Here is a 14,663-nt window from a genome sequence, read left to right on the forward strand (position 1 = left end):
TAGAATTGTGGACGTCGTTTTGTGGCCGATTACGACCTGCCGTTGACTAACGGAGCGCGACCCTAAACAACACGTTCGCTCGCCGTCGTCAGGCCTCTGTCAGCTGTATTCAGAGGACGAACATCGTAAGGCCTGCCGTCACCCAATTTCGCAGGGCATGGACTGCGAGAGTCGCTAAAAACGGGTGCCCACCTCTCGCGTCTTCAATTGCAAATACTGATCCCAGCACCAGCCCCACAAAGAACGTCATGCATATATACAAGATGCTGTAGCTGTGGCCCAACCCAAAGAATGCGGCGGATAGCACGACGGCCATTCCGGTGGGAAGCCGCAGCTTTTTCAACAGTCGGATACAAGCCCATTGCGATACTGCCGTCTCCAACAGCGGCGCCAGGATGCAACCCAGCACGATAATTTTGATGAGATCATTCTTCCCCCAACCTGGTCCGCCGAGCGGCGTTCCAGGATGAAAGACGGCGAATGCGATGGTTGGTATGGACGCCACGTAAGTGAATGCGAGCGCAAGCGGAATCAGCCTTACGGTAGGCAGTTCGATCAGCCACGTCACCAATCTCCGAAAGTGTCTACGCGCGGTAATCATTTTTATCTTATAGACGAGCGTCGTATTGCCAACTGCCGTTAAGAACCTCTCAGCCTTGCGCATTAAAGTGGACGCGCATGCAAACCTGGAGACTAACTGGATGCGATTGCCCGCTTTACATTAGGGTCGAAATGGTTCCGATACCAATCCGCCATTGCTTGCATCTGATCGCCCCCGGGGGGGTTCTTCCCTGCGCCAACAAGTTCGGCGCATGCAGCAGCCACGGCCATAATAATCCTTGCTGATTCTGGAACGTATGGACTGTCCAACCCTTTTTCGTGCCGCTGCCGGATCACTGCGTAGCGCGTGTTCTCGGGTAAGGTCCAGGCGCTCACCAGGAATTCTTGAACGCTCACTGGTTGCCCGTTGACCGCGACTGACCGTCCTCTGCGTTCTTCGACATAGCCGGATAGCTCCAATCTCTCGCAACTATCGATCGCCGCATTCAACACTTCGCGTACCAACTGCCAATCGGTTTCCATATGACCTCGTTCTTTCCTCTCGGAAGAAATTCTTCGTGAGGTGCGCGCGGCTCTGAATTGATACGCGATTCTGGCGTCGTCAACCAGCATCCGGCGTTCAGCTTAGTCGCGTCTAACGCCATTCACGCCCATGGTCGCGGAGCCAGAAGCTAAGTAGTCGCCGCGGCATGACCATCACTCATGCGCAGGACGCGCTCAAGATATCGGTCGAGCGTGGCGACATCCTCCGCGTTGCCGCGCACGGCGACGACCTGGTCCGGGCGGATCAGGACATAACCCGGCGCATCGAATCCATAGCGTGTCGCGGGTTCGCCCGTGGCATCGAATCCGATCGTCTGCACGACACCGCTAAACGGTGCGACGCGCCGAGTGATTGCATCGACTTCGCCAAACGTCACGAGCGTGTGGCGCCCTTCGCACAGCGACGGCCATAACGTGCGCGCCGCCCCGCTCTTCGCATCGGTCCAGCGCAGGTCGAGCGCACGCGTGCCGGAAAATCCCCGTGCAGGATGGCGTGAATTGCCGGCATGTTCGACTAGCAGTCCCTCGCCGTAGGTGATCTCCGTCTCCGACATTTCAGTGCGTAACCGCGCCTGCAATGCCGGTACGCGACCCAGTACGGATACAGCCACGTCGCGCGCGAAACGCATGATCGGATTGCCGGACATCGCCGCGTGCATCAACCGCGATGCATGGCCGATCACCTGATGCGCGACCGGACGACGCTCGGCTTCATAGCTGTCGATCAGCATCTGCGCGTCGCCGCGTCCTTGCAGCACATAGGCGAGCTTCCAGCCCAGATTGAACGCGTCCTGTATGCCGGTGTTCATGCCCTGCCCACCCGCCGGCGTATGGATGTGCGCGGCGTCGCCAGCGAGAAACACGCGCTTGCTGCAATAGCGTGCCGCGAGACGCTCGTTCGTGCGAAACGACGAGAGCCACCCCGGTTGCGACAGACGCGCGCCCGGAGGGCCGTGACGGTCTATCGCCAGTTGCAGTTCTTCGAGCGTCGCGGGCGTGTCTTCGTGTGGTGCTTGCCTGTTGCTGTTGCCGTCACCTTCGCGTTCACCGGACTGTTGTCTAGCGCCTTTGCGCTCGACGATGATCCGCCACACTCCGTCCTCGAACGGAAACAGCGCGATCGTGCCGCCGTCATGCCACCAGATGTGGATGCTGTGCCGGTCCAGGTCCGCACCGTCGATACGCACGTCGCCAAGCAGGAATAGTTCGGGCTCCGTATAACCTTCGAAGTCGATGCCAAGCACGTGACGCACGGTACTTCGCGCGCCGTCTGCCCCAACGACCCACGCGGCGTTCGTTGTTTCCTCACGCCCGTCAGCATGGCGCAGAGTCGCGCTGACCGTGCCGTCGCTCTCCTCGAGCGAAACCAGTTCGACACCACGCTCGATCATGCCGCCTGTGCTCAGATACTGCGCGTTCAGGATTTCCTCGGTCTTCGATTGCGGCAACAGGATCGGTTGCGGATACGCGCTATCGATCCCTTCGCTCATGTCCACATGCGCGAGCTTCTTGCCGCCGTCGCCAAATGTGACAGCGCGCAGCGGCGCACCCGCTTTCGCGAAGGCGTCGTGCATGCCGAGCGCAGCGAGCACTTCGAGACTTGCCGGCCAGACGGCGAGTGCTTTGGACAGGCCGGCTGGATGCTCCAGCTTGTCGATGACACGAGCGGCAATACCGTGCCGCTGTAACGTGAGTGCGAGTGTCAGGCCGGTCGGACCTGCGCCGACGATCAGAACGGGGGAAGGGGTCATCGCGTTCTCCTTGCAGATGAGAAAAACGGCGTCTCTCGATAAAAAAACGGCGACAAATGGACACGGTAGCAACCGTTGTGCCGATGCTGCGAATTCTAATCCGAAGCAGTATGACGGATTTGTCGGAGCGTTTGTTGCCCATTGGGAAAATTGACCGCCCACATACCGTCGCGTCCAGTTGGCACTCCGAATTGCGCCCCGTTACCGCAAGTCCGCGCGAAGCTCACGTACTCCCCGCTCTAACCGTTCGCGCAACAGCGTACCCAGCGTCGCGCCGTCAACATACCCGACTTCAGCCGCGATTGCATCGAGGTCGAGGTCGCTGCCGTGGACAAGTGATCTGGCATTCAACACGAAGATCCTGAAAGTAGAACAGCGGCGATTTGCCGAGCACGGCCTGAGACGTTCAGCGCGCCTATTTCTGCTATCCGCTTTCCCGGGTGTCGTCTACCGGGCCATGGGACGCGCGCATGACCGTTTCATGCGCGCGTGTACTAATGCTAAGTCAACTTAGAAGCGGTGACGCATACCCACGGCGACGACCGTCTGATTGGCGGTCGACGACGGCGACAACGTGTTGATCGATGCAACGTTCGCACCAAAGTTGCCGAGCTCGCCCGATGCGTGCTGATACACGCCTTCCAGGTACACGTCGGTACGCTTGCTGAGCGAGTAATCGCCTTGCAGCGACGCTGTTTGCCACTTCGGATCGCCCGAACCGTTCGAACCCGATACCTTGCCGTCGGTGAACGTATACGCCGCAGTGAGGCTCAGGGCCGGCGTCAGCGCATAACGGCCGTTCACTTCGTAGTTGTCCATATGCAGGTTCGTACCGGCCACGCCCGGCAGCGTCGTGCCGCCGACGTTCACGCCGGTGATGCCATCGAGTTGCGTATGCGTATAGACGAGGCCAACGTTAGCCGGGCCGTAAGCGTAGTTGATGCCGGCGCCGTAGGTGCGCTGCTGTTGCGCGGCGATAGCTGCAGTGCCGTCGCCTTGGGATATAGCGCCACCCACGTTATTACTGCCCGAGTTGTTCAGCTGCAGGTAAGCGGCTGCGACGCTCAGCGGGCCGTTGCCATAAGAAGCACCTGCGCTCCATGCGCGATTGTTCGAGAACTGCCCGGCCGCATTGCTGAAACCGTAGAGGCCGCCGAACTTCACGCCGCCGTAATTCGCGCTCTGGTACTTCACTGCGTTCTTGACCGAGAACGAGTTGTCGAGATTGTCGTTATCGAACGGGTGAGCGGCCAGGTTGTTGCCATAGCCTGCGCCGGCTTCTGACAGCGGCGCCAGATAATCAACCACCGAGTCGTATTGACGACCGAGCGTCACCGTACCGTACTGATTGCTTTGCAAGCCGACGAACGCCTGACGATTGAACATCGTACTGTTTTCGCTGAAATTGCCGTTGTTCAGGTTAAAGCCGCTTTCCAACGTGAAGATTGCGTGCAGGCCGCTGCCCAGGTCTTCACTGCCGCGCAAGCCGAAGTAAGTGTTCGATACCGAACCGCTGCCTTGTTGCCAGTTGCTGTGGCCGCCTTCGTTGTTTGCAAACACAAGGCCGGCATCTAATGTGCCGTAAAGGGTGACGCTGCTTTGTGCGTGAGCGGTGATGGCGAACACGCTCATGAGGCTAGCTGCGATGAGGGTTTTCTTCATGATTTGTAAAGCTCCGAAACATTGCGAGAGAATCGTATTCAAGTGATCGTCGATAACCTGATCGGCGATCCGCTGCGCAGTGTATTCCCGCAGACGATTTCTTTAGCCGCGTTTCAAGCAATAGTATTTTCTGAAGCCGCAATGGCGAAAGCTTAAGCAGATAAGTGCAGGTAGATTAAGGAAAAAACACCTTTCACATTGGATGCGTGAAGTTGGTGTCAAGGCCTATTTGTTGTGCATATGCGACGTGGTCGCTAAAGGACTTTGCAGGACGGCTTTGTAAGATCTACGCCGATCAAACTCTGCGAAAAAAGTTTCACGTCATTTAATCAATGGACTCTTCCACTCACTACTGTTGTCATGCACAGGCTTAACTTTTAGAGGGCGGCCTCAAAAGCGAAGTGCAACACCTATCTCGTATAAGGTGTCGCAATGCCCGAAAAAACTTCGTACCAGCAACTCCAACCTGAAGAGCGCCTAGCCATCGCAAGCCTGCGGCTACAGGATGTGAGTATCCGGGCCATGGCCCGGATACTCGGGCGCTCGCCAGCCACCGTTAGCCGTGAACTGACGCGAAACAGCTCTGCGGTTGGCTATTCATCACAGCCGGCTCAAGCACTGAGCGTCGCACGCCGCAGCGCGGGACGCCGCCCCAATAAGCTTTGCCTGCAAACCGTTTGCTGGCGAGTGGTTCTCACCCTGCTCGAGTGGAAATGGTCGCCCCAACAGATATCGGGCACACTTAAACGTATGTATCCGACCGACTCGACCCAGCACGTTTCGCACGAAACCATTTACACGGCTATCTACGCCCAGCCGCGCGGCGAACTGCGTCGTCAGCTCATTGCCTGCCTGCGCCACGGCCACAGCACGCGCATGCCACGTACACGGGGCACAGACCGGCGCGGACAGATTCCCGACATGGTCAGTATCCACGTGCGGCCGCCCGAAATTGAAGACCGACTGCTGCCGGGGCACTGGGAAGGTGACTTCATCAAGGGCGCGGGCAACCAATCTTCTGTCGGCGTGCTGGTCGAACAAACCAGCCGCCTAGTACTGCTCGCCAAGATGGAAGACGCGAGCGCCGAGTCCGCGTTAGCAGGCTTCTCTGCCAAACTAAATTCGATTGTCGCGCCGCTACGGCAGAGCTTGACGTACGACCAGGGTAAGGAGATGTCGCGGCATAAGGAGCTTGCCTGCGCCACCGGCGTGAACATCTACTTCTGTGATCCACATAGCCCCTGGCAACGCGGGAGCTGCGAGAACACCAACGGATTGCTTCGCCAATATCTGCCCAAAGGCACCGACCTCTCGGTCTACAGTCAGGACGAACTCGATGCCATTGCCGACAGTCTGAACAGTCGGCCCCGAGCAACTCACGCGTTCCATTCTCCATTCGAGGTCTTCGCTGCAACACTTGCCTCAGCCAGCCAAACTCAAGGCTCTAAACACTAGAGCCTCCTGTTGCGCTTCGGTTTGAAACCGCCGAGTGATTCGCCCTTTGGACAGGGGCAGTCTTTTTCATCTTTTTAGCGCGGCTTGCGGGCCGCGTTTTTTTATATTAATTCCCGTTTATTGCAGGACTAAGTAGGCGGGACTGGCTGACCATTTCGCCATTTCCATGCCACGTTGATGTCATCGGCCTTATCGATACCTTAATTGAATCCTTTGGCGCAGCGCGATTCGCAAAATCCTGTGCTATATATGACGGCTGAATCGGACGCATCGATGGAGACGCGATGAAGAGGTCGATCGGGCTGGCGGCATTGCTGAGCGCATTGTTATGCGCCGCGTTTTTCGCGGTGACGCTTGGCTCGCTCGCGCATCCGCACTTCACATCGACGGCTAACGCAGCAGAAACGTCCCCTCTATCGCTCACCGACACCACCCTGCTCAAACACGGCGCGAACCTGGCCGCGATCGGCGATTGCGTCGTGTGTCACACAGCAAATCGCAGTGCACCTTTCGCAGGCGGCCGTCCGCTCGACACGCCGTTCGGCACGATCTATTCGACCAATATCACGCCCGATCGCACAACCGGCATCGGTGGCTGGACGCTTGGCGACTTCACACGTTCAATGCGTCGCGGCGTCGCGCGCGACGGCCACCTGCTCTACCCTGCGTTTCCGTATCCGCACTTCACGCACATGACGGACACCGACATCGCCGCGCTCTATGCGTTTCTGATGTCGCGCGATGCCGTGCAGTCCACCGCGCCCGCGAACCGCTTGATATTCCCGCTGAGTATCCGTCCGCTGATGGCAGCATGGAATCTGTTCTTCTTGCATCCCGGCGTCGAAGCGGATGGCGAAGCGGATGTTCAAGCGCCAGCAGAAACCGCAACGCATGGCGCACAACTCATACGCGGCAAATACCTGATCGACGGCCCCGCGCATTGCGCCGCCTGCCACACGCCGATGAATCTGCTCGGCGCAGAAAAGCGCGGCGACGCGTTCGACGGCAACGTGATCGAAGGCTGGGAGGCGCCCGCGTTGACGACGTTGCTGAGCGCGCCCGAACCGTGGACGCGCGATCAACTCTCCACGTATCTGCGCACCGGTTTCGCCAATCAACATGGTGCGGCGGCCGGACCGATGCGGGCGGTGACGCAATCGCTGACGAACGCATCCGATGCCGACATCGATGCAATGGCCGCGTATCTGCTCTCGCTACAAAAACCAGCCGAAGCATCGCCGAAAGCAACGCAGCAAGCGGCCGAGGCAAACACGAGCAACATCCACAACGGCGCAGTGCTTTTCTCAGCAGCATGCGCTTCATGCCACGCAACGAACGCACCGATGACCACGCTCGGCAGCCGTCCATCGCTCGCCCTCGGCACCGCAGTCAACGCGCACGATCCACGCAACGCGCTGCGGATGATCCTCGACGGCATTCCCACCGATCGCAGCACACGCGCCGCCTTCATGCCCGGCTTCGCGGACACGTTCACCAACGCGCAGATCGCCGATCTCGCCGCTTACCTGCGCTCGAATTTCAGCAGCCAACCCGCATGGACGCTCGACGAAGCCGACATCGAACGCCTGCGCAAGGAGTCTCACGAACCATGATGACGCTCATTGTGAACGGCACGCCGCATCAACTCGATATCGATCCGTCGACGCCGCTCCTCTACGCCCTGCGCAATCAGCTCGGCCTGCACGGCGCGAAATTCGGCTGTGGTCTGGGCCAATGCGGCGCGTGTACGGTGATCGTCGGTGACAAGCCGGTGTTCTCGTGCCTGATGCCGGTCGCGGTCGTCGGCACCCGTCCTGTGCGTACCATCGAAGGACTCGGCAGCATGGACGAGCCGGGCAAGCTGCAACAGGCATTCATCGATAAACAGGCGGCGCAGTGCGGCTACTGCATCGCAGGCATGGTGATGCGCGCGCAGGCGCTGCTCGATCGCGTACCGTCGCCCACCGACGAAGAGATTCGCGCGCACATGGAACCGAATCTGTGCCGCTGCGGTACGCACATGCGCATCCTTGCCGCGATTCGTCAGGCGGGGCAACCCGCATGAACGAGCCGCGCATTCCGCCTGACAACCTCAACCGCCGGCGCTTTCTTGCGGCCGGCAGCGTCATGGTCGGCTTCACGCTGCTGCCTGCCGTCCGCGCGCTCGCGCAGACCACGACGACCGAAGCCGGCACGTTCACCGTGTCCGCGCCGCAGCTCCCGGGCAGTTTGAAGACATCGCCCATGCTCGATGCGTGGGTGAAGATCGACGAGGCGGGCCGCATCACGGTGTTCACCGGCAAGGCGGAACTCGGCACCGGCATTCGCACGGCGTTCATGCAGATCGCCGCCGAACAGCTCGGCGTGACGCCCGAACGCATCCTCCTCGTCACTGCCGACACGAACGCGACGCCCGATGAAGGCTACACCGCCGGCAGTCATTCGACCGCCGACAGCGGCACCGCAATCGCCAACGCGACCGCGCAGGTGCATTCGTTGTTGCTCGAAGCGGCGGCCACACGATTGAACGTCGATGTTGCATCGCTGACGACGCAGGACGGCGAAATTATCGCGAACGACGGCCGTCGATTGACCTTCGGCGAAGCGGTGAGCGGCATCAACTTGCATCGCAATGCCATGCCCGGTGCACCGACCAAAGATCCAAAGACGTTCAAGGTGATCGGGCAGTCGTTTCATCGTGTGGATATTCCGGGCAAGGTAACCGGCGCGCCGCGTTATGTGCAGGACTTGAAGTTGCCCGGCATGGTGCATGCCCGCGTTGTACGGCCGCCGTCATACGGTGCAACGCTGCAATCGGTCGATATCAAGCCGGTACGCGCAATGCCCGGCGTGATCGCGGTCGTGCAGGACGGCAGCTATCTTGCAGTCGTCGCCGACGATGAATGGCGCGCCATCGTGGCAATGCGCGCGCTGTCAGACGCCGCGAAATGGCGCAGTGGTCCGCCGTTGCCCGCACAGTCGACAATCCACGAAACGCTCGAAAAACTGCCCGCGCAGGAAATCTCCGTCGCGAATAAAACGGCCGCCGCCGCGCCCGCGACGCAGACCTTGCACGCGCGTTATACGAAGCCGTATCTGACGCACGGATCGATCGGCCCGTCGTGCGCCGTCGCGTGGCTCAACGACGGCACTATGACGGTCTGGACGCACACGCAAGGCGTATTTCCGATGCGCAAAGGCCTCGCCGAAATGTTGTCGATGCCGCCCGAGCGCGTGCATTGCATCCACGTCGAAGGGTCCGGTTGCTATGGACACAATGGCGCTGACGACGTCGCCGCCGACGCCGCGTTGATCGCACGCGCCGTGCCTGGAAAGCCCGTGCGCGTGCAATGGATGCGCGATCAGGAGCACACATGGGAGCCGTTCGGACCGGCGATGTCGAGCGACGTGACGGCATCCCTGGATGCAAGCGGCCAGATCGTCGACTGGAAGTTCGAGGTGTGGAGCAACACGCACAACAATCGTATTGAAAACGCCGGGCGCTTCATGCCGACGTGGTTTCTGTCGAAGCCCTTCACGCCCGCGCCGCCGAAACCGATTCCAATGCCCGAAGGCGGGGGGGATCGCAACAGCATTCCGCTGTATCGATTGCCGAATCTTTACGTGCAGCATCATTTCCTGCCGGACATGCCGATCCGCGTGTCGGCCATGCGTTCGCTCGGCGCGTATCACAACATCTTTTCAATCGAGAGTTTCATCGATGAACTCGCGCTCGCCGCGCAGTCCGATCCGGTTGCGTTCCGCCTGAAGCATCTCGACGATCCGCGCGCGCGTGACGTGATCGAACGCGCAGCGCAGCGTTTCGGCTGGCCACATCGCGTGCATGACGGCGCGCCGTCGCGCGGCGTGGGCTTTGCGTTCGCGATGTACAAGAACCTGATGGCGTACTGCGCGCTGGCCGTTGAAGTCGCGGTCGAACGCGAAACGGGTTACGTAACGATCGAGCGCGTGGCGTGCGCGATCGATTGCGGACAGATCGTGAATCCGGACGGCGTGCGCAATCAGGTCGAAGGCGGCATTGTGCAGTCGGCCAGCTGGACGCTCCTCGAGGCGACCACCTTCGACGCGCACAACATTACGAGTTTCGACTGGAGCCAGTACCCCATCTTGCGTTTTTCGTCGGCGCCGAAGGTGCTCGATGTCGATCTGATCGATCGGCCGGGGACGCCGTTCCTGGGTGTCGGCGAAGCGTCGCAAGGACCGATGTCGGCGGCGTTGGCGAACGCCATCGCTGACGCGACCGGCAAACGCTTCAGGAATTTGCCGCTGTCACCGGACATGTTGCGCGAGGCGTTGCGGGTTTAAGTGGAGAGGCCGTGACCTTCGCCAGCGACGCCGCGCTCATGCCCGGCGCGCGCGGATCGCCATTCATCCGATCCGGATCCGCCGAGCCTGGTTGAGAGTGGCGCAGGCCGGTCTAACAGGTTATTTACTGTATTTGACATTTACAGCCTATTTATTGTAATTTTCAAAAACAGCACATATACTGTTTCTGTCATTTACAGTTCAAACCCTGTTCGGACCACCAAGGCCGCTTGTGGACTATCCCGTCAAAACCCCCTTCCAGCTAAGACCACTCCTTGTTGGTTTCCGCAAAGCCGCCGGGCTCACGCAAGCCCAGATGGCGAGCCATTTGGGGGTCACCCAGCAGACCTACGCCCAACTTGAGGCAAAACCCGAATCCGCCAGCATGGAGCGGCTATTACAGGTTTTGACCGTGCTCAAGGTCGGTATCGTTCTCACCCAGACGTCGGGCCCGGCGAACATCAAGGGGCGCACGCCCGCAGGCATGCGAACCGGGGAGCCGCCGGTGCCGGTGAAAAAGAGCCTGACAAAAATCCGTGCGACTGCGGTGGCAACCAAGACGGCGGGCAAACGAAAGTCCGCCGTTGTCACAGCGGCAAGCGGCAACGCGCAAGGCTCGCCAAAACCGGTCAGGCGCAAGCCGGCGGCCGCTGCCTCCAAGAAGCGCGAGGACTGGTAATAATGGGCCGCCGCGCACAGGCTAAAAGCCTGAACCTCTGGATGAACGGGTTGCCGGTCGGTAGGTGGGAGACCACCCGGGACGGCGAGAAACTCACCTACTTCGAAGAATGGCTAGCTGATCAACAGGGACGTCCACTGTCACTCTCGTTGCCCTTTACAGCCGGCAACCAGCCTTATCGAGGAGCGGTTGTCTCCGACTATTTCGATAACCTGTTGCCAGATAGCCAGACTATCCGTGAACGTATTGCCAGCCGATACAAAACTGGCGGCACGTCGCCTTTCGAGTTGTTGGCCAAGCTAGGCCGCGACTGCGTAGGCGCGATCCAATTGCTACCGCCGGAGGAAACCCCGGCCAATCTCGAGCAGATCAACGGGCGTCCCCTCAACGAGGCCGAAATCGCGCGGCTATTGCAGGAGACAACCGCCCCGCCCGTGTTGGGCCAACATGAGCCTATCGACGACTTACGCCTGTCGATAGCCGGGGCACAAGAGAAAACTGCGCTTTTGCGGCACGACGGCCGGTGGTTCATCCCGGAAGGCAGTACCCCTACCACGCATATTCTGAAGCTGCCTCTTGGGCTGGTTGGAAACATGCGCGCTGACATGCGCACGTCGGTGGAGAACGAGTGGCTGTGCTCGAAAATCGTCGCAGCATATGGTTTGCCCATTGCACACTGCGACATGGCGACCTTCGAGGACCAAAAAGTTCTCGTCGTCGAGCGATTCGATCGCCGGTATGCGAGCGACGGTTCATGGATCCTGAGGCTACCCCAGGAAGATATGTGCCAGGCAACCGGGACGCCCGCTTCAGCCAAATATGAGTCAGATGGTGGACCCGGAATACATAAGGTCATGGAAGTGCTCGCCGGTTCAGAGCGGTCCGCGATCGACCAGCGGAATTTCTTTATGACGCAGATCGTCTTCTGGATGCTCGCGGCAACCGACGGTCACGCAAAGAACTTTAGCATTGCACACCTGAAGTCGAATCGCTACGAAGCTACACCCATCTATGATGTTCTCTCCGCACACCCGATCATTGGAAACGGGCCGAACCTGATTTCTCCGCATCGAGTGAGACTCGCAATGGCAGTGCGAAGTAAGAATGCGCACAGCCTGATCAATGACATCAGGCGCCGCCACTGGATTGCGCAGGGACAACGAGTGACGCTTGCCCCTGCAGACGTGGAGGAAATGATCACGGCACTGGTCGACATGACGAAAGGTGTTATTGAGGAGGTTGAGGCGCTGTTGCCGGCCGGGTTTCCGAAGGACGTGTCGGACAAAATCTTCAAGGGCATGAAGCGACAAAGCGCAAAGCTCGCCGCCCAGTAGACCGGACTCACGCTTGCTCAGGAAGCGGACTGTCTTGGGCAGCCTCAATGAAACGATGCGACGCGAGACGTGCGGCGAGCTGTTTGCGATAGAAACAGCAGGCGCCCACTCTGGCGTCGAATCGAGTCAGCTACCCAGCGCGTTCGGATCCCGCCACGCTCGCTCGAATGGAAGCCGCCACGCCCGGGGTGCAACAAGCTGATGGATAGCATTCGGCCCCCACGAGCCCGGTGCGTAGAAGCGAACCGGGGGAGGAGATTCGAGCAAGGCTGTCGATACTTCCCACAGCCGCTCAATACCCTCAGCAGTCGTGAAAAGCGTGCGATCTCCCCGCATGGCATCCAGGATCAATCGCTCATAGGCTTCCAGCACTTCGCCAATCAGACCGGTATCGCGCATGGCGAACTGCAAGCTTAGTTTGTCCAGCCGCATCCCGGGACCCGGGCGCTTGCCATAAAAAGAAAGCGACATTTTCGAGGCGTCCGCCAGATCGAACGTCAAATGGTCCGGTCCTTGAGAACCAACGCCTGATCCGGCCGGAAACATGCTCTTCGGCGGCTCGCGAAACGCGATGGAAATGATGCGTTGCCCTTCAGCAAGCCGCTTTCCCGTGCGCAGATAAAATGGAACGCCGGCCCAGCGCCAGTTATCGATCGAACATTTCAACGCAATGAATGTTTCTGTTTCCGATTCTGGACTGACTCCTTCCTCGGCCCGATACCCGGTGTACTGCCCCCGGACAACGTCAGTTGGCTGTATCGGCAGCATGCTGCGAAAAACCTTGTTCTTCTCCTCGCTAATGGGCGACGGTTCAAGCGATGTCGGTGGCTCCATCGCCATGAACGCGAGAATCTGGAACAGGTGCGTGACGACCATGTCGCGAAATGCGCCTGTTTGTTCATAGAAGCCCGCGCGCTTGCCGAGACCCAGCGTTTCAGGCACATCGATCTGAACATGGTCGATGAAGTTGCGATTCCAGATTGGCTCGAACAGACCGTTCGCGAAGCGGAAAGCGAGAATGTTCTGGGCGGGCTCCTTCCCCAGAAAATGATCGATCCGGAAGATCTGCTCTTCTTCGAAGACTTCGTGCAAGCGCGCATTCAGCGAGACGGAACTCTTCAGGTCCGTTCCGAACGGCTTTTCCATGATGATCCGTGAGCGATCCACCAGGCCCGCTTCCTTGAGCATGCCGACTGCGGAGAGCGCGGCATTAGGTGGAACGCTCAGGTAGTGCAGCCGCCGGCACTCCCCGTTAAAGCTCAACTCGGCCGTCTGCACCGCCGACTTGAGCGCCTCCGCACCAGCTGTCAGCGGCACATAGTCGAGATTGGCGCAGAAAGTGTCCCACTCCGTCTGGGCGACCTTGCGAGAAGAAAACTCGTCAAGCGCTTCTTTCGCCGTGCGACGAAAGTCGTCAACGTGAATGTCGTCGAGTGCGACGGCAATGATCCTGCAGCCCGGAATGAATCCTGCGCTCGACAGATGGAACAAGCCCGGCAAGAGCTTGCGTCGAGCCAGATCGCCAGTGGCGCCGAATAGAACCACGACTTGTGGGAACTGTGGACCCACCCCTGCAGAGACCTTGGCCATCGTACAAATCCTTTCTGGGTTGTCGACGATTGGCGAAAGGAATGCGAAAGAGTGCATCCGACGCCGAGGCGATTTGCTGCCACAGTATCACGCGCTTATTGATCAAACTCGCGATGCAGTTCGTGCACCGGCGAGGTGTTTAGATACGACTTTTGCCGGACCCGACAAATTGCTGAGTCTTCCTCGCCTGCTTTCTCAGATCCGGAAGCCGGTCAGAAGACCGTCAGGCGCTTGATGCACGGTCGGACGACTCGCGACACGCCTGAGCCAAGCAACGGTTCCGGCCATTCCCTCATTGAAGCCACTTCCTCACGTCTTTCTCCCACTCCGGATCGCCGCAACCTTTCGGATTTTCCGGCCCAAGTACGGTGATGTAGCCTTTGGTTTTCATACACGACTCGTATGCACGAACTTTCGAGCATTGATCCGGACCCGCCTGCTTCGAGACCGTTTTGCATTGCGCGATCGTCCTGTCCATTGGGCCGAAGTCCACATCGCTCGACTGATTGAGCGATGGCGCATCCGCTCCCGATACGGAAAACTCGACGGGGCTGGTCTGCGCGCAAGCGCTCAACAACAAGCCAGCGAATGAGGTAATGAAGAGAAGATGAACACGCGGTCGCATGGATCGGCTCCTGCTAGAAAGAGAGATGTTTCGTGGGAACAATTGCTACCCGACCTGCAATCAACTGATAGCGGGCACCAATGCCAAGGGCACCGCGTACCCGCTTTGTTCCAACTTCCAGTCCGCGCGATTGCCGG

12 protein-coding genes and 1 pseudogene are annotated in these 14,663 nt (G+C 59.4%); 6 read left to right on the plus strand and 7 right to left on the minus strand.

Annotated elements, in window-relative coordinates:
- Nucleotides 1-109: 109 nt before the first annotated feature.
- The 5 genes and pseudogenes from ACSQ83_RS31000 to ACSQ83_RS31020 all read right to left on the minus strand — a co-directional run bounded on the left by ACSQ83_RS31000 (nt 110) and on the right by ACSQ83_RS31020 (nt 4,517).
- Entirely contained in the window at nt 110-568 is a 459-nt protein-coding gene (locus ACSQ83_RS31000; RefSeq protein ID WP_436230762.1) for a CPBP family glutamic-type intramembrane protease, read from the minus strand.
- A 125-nt stretch (nt 569-693) separates the two neighbouring features.
- Nucleotides 694-1,083, minus strand: a complete 390-nt coding sequence (locus ACSQ83_RS31005; protein WP_436230763.1) for a hypothetical protein — start codon at nt 1,081-1,083, stop codon at nt 694-696.
- Between the two features lie 149 nt (nt 1,084-1,232).
- Complete coding sequence (locus ACSQ83_RS31010) at nt 1,233-2,855, minus strand: FAD-dependent monooxygenase (protein ID WP_436230764.1); 1,623 nt, start codon at nt 2,853-2,855, stop codon at nt 1,233-1,235.
- Between the two features lie 201 nt (nt 2,856-3,056).
- Nucleotides 3,057-3,255 (minus strand): annotated as a pseudogene (locus tag ACSQ83_RS31015) (helix-turn-helix domain-containing protein); the annotation flags it as partial.
- A 110-nt stretch (nt 3,256-3,365) separates the two neighbouring features.
- Nucleotides 3,366-4,517 carry a porin gene (locus ACSQ83_RS31020; RefSeq protein WP_414954511.1) on the minus strand — a complete coding sequence of 384 codons (1,152 nt, stop codon included), beginning with the start codon at nt 4,515-4,517 and terminating at the stop codon, nt 3,366-3,368.
- A gap of 432 nt (nt 4,518-4,949) precedes the next feature.
- On the opposite strand from ACSQ83_RS31020, the gene ACSQ83_RS31025 reads away from it, so the two are divergent.
- From ACSQ83_RS31025 to ACSQ83_RS31050, 6 genes are all read left to right on the plus strand, one after another.
- Complete coding sequence (locus ACSQ83_RS31025; protein WP_436230765.1) at nt 4,950-5,972, plus strand: IS30 family transposase; 1,023 nt, start codon at nt 4,950-4,952, stop codon at nt 5,970-5,972.
- 284 nt (nt 5,973-6,256) lie between these two features.
- Nucleotides 6,257-7,585, plus strand: a complete 1,329-nt coding sequence (locus ACSQ83_RS31030; protein WP_436230766.1) for a c-type cytochrome — start codon at nt 6,257-6,259, stop codon at nt 7,583-7,585.
- Nucleotides 7,582-8,037, plus strand: coding sequence for a (2Fe-2S)-binding protein (locus ACSQ83_RS31035; RefSeq protein WP_436230767.1), 456 nt, complete (start codon nt 7,582-7,584; stop codon nt 8,035-8,037). The genes ACSQ83_RS31030 and ACSQ83_RS31035 overlap by 4 nt, the downstream gene beginning before the upstream one ends.
- On the plus strand, nt 8,034-10,298 hold the full coding sequence (locus tag ACSQ83_RS31040; RefSeq protein WP_414954508.1) for a xanthine dehydrogenase family protein molybdopterin-binding subunit: 2,265 nt from the start codon (nt 8,034-8,036) through the stop codon (nt 10,296-10,298). Before ACSQ83_RS31035 ends, ACSQ83_RS31040 begins: the two co-directional genes overlap by 4 nt.
- A gap of 232 nt (nt 10,299-10,530) precedes the next feature.
- Nucleotides 10,531-10,977 (plus strand): helix-turn-helix transcriptional regulator, encoded by a 447-nt coding sequence (locus tag ACSQ83_RS31045; RefSeq protein ID WP_414954507.1) that lies wholly within the window; start codon nt 10,531-10,533, stop codon nt 10,975-10,977.
- A complete protein-coding gene (locus ACSQ83_RS31050; RefSeq protein WP_436230797.1) occupies nt 10,977-12,311 on the plus strand; it encodes a type II toxin-antitoxin system HipA family toxin in 1,335 nt (444 codons plus the stop codon). Before ACSQ83_RS31045 ends, ACSQ83_RS31050 begins: the two co-directional genes overlap by 1 nt.
- A gap of 126 nt (nt 12,312-12,437) precedes the next feature.
- On the opposite strand, the gene zwf is transcribed toward ACSQ83_RS31050, so the two are convergent.
- Both zwf and ACSQ83_RS31060 read right to left on the minus strand, forming a co-directional pair.
- A complete protein-coding gene (gene zwf / locus ACSQ83_RS31055) occupies nt 12,438-13,901 on the minus strand; it encodes a glucose-6-phosphate dehydrogenase (protein ID WP_414954506.1) in 1,464 nt (487 codons plus the stop codon).
- A 292-nt stretch (nt 13,902-14,193) separates the two neighbouring features.
- Nucleotides 14,194-14,526: a hypothetical protein gene (locus ACSQ83_RS31060; RefSeq protein WP_436230768.1), complete on the minus strand. Its 333-nt coding sequence runs from the start codon at nt 14,524-14,526 to the stop codon at nt 14,194-14,196.
- Between the last annotated feature and the right edge of the window lie 137 nt (nt 14,527-14,663).

Origin of the sequence: Caballeronia sp. LjRoot29, assembly GCF_964252755.1 — a bacterium.
In the GTDB taxonomy this organism is placed as follows: Bacteria; Pseudomonadota; Gammaproteobacteria; order Burkholderiales; family Burkholderiaceae; genus Caballeronia.

What these genes read in the sequence shown, in the direction of transcription:
- ACSQ83_RS31040 (WP_414954508.1), top strand. Translation starts at nt 8,034, where the DNA reads ATGAACGAGCCGCGCATTCCGCCTGACAACCTCAACCGCCGGCGCTTT.
- ACSQ83_RS31025 (WP_436230765.1), top strand. Translation starts at nt 4,950, where the DNA reads ATGCCCGAAAAAACTTCGTACCAGCAACTCCAACCTGAAGAGCGCCTA.
- ACSQ83_RS31035 (WP_436230767.1), top strand. Translation starts at nt 7,582, where the DNA reads ATGATGACGCTCATTGTGAACGGCACGCCGCATCAACTCGATATCGAT.
- ACSQ83_RS31060 (WP_436230768.1), bottom strand. Translation starts at nt 14,526, where the DNA reads ATGCGACCGCGTGTTCATCTTCTCTTCATTACCTCATTCGCTGGCTTG.
- ACSQ83_RS31005 (WP_436230763.1), bottom strand. Translation starts at nt 1,083, where the DNA reads ATGGAAACCGATTGGCAGTTGGTACGCGAAGTGTTGAATGCGGCGATC.
- ACSQ83_RS31020 (WP_414954511.1), bottom strand. Translation starts at nt 4,517, where the DNA reads ATGAAGAAAACCCTCATCGCAGCTAGCCTCATGAGCGTGTTCGCCATC.
- ACSQ83_RS31030 (WP_436230766.1), top strand. Translation starts at nt 6,257, where the DNA reads ATGAAGAGGTCGATCGGGCTGGCGGCATTGCTGAGCGCATTGTTATGC.
- zwf (WP_414954506.1), bottom strand. Translation starts at nt 13,901, where the DNA reads ATGGCCAAGGTCTCTGCAGGGGTGGGTCCACAGTTCCCACAAGTCGTG.
- ACSQ83_RS31010 (WP_436230764.1), bottom strand. Translation starts at nt 2,855, where the DNA reads ATGACCCCTTCCCCCGTTCTGATCGTCGGCGCAGGTCCGACCGGCCTG.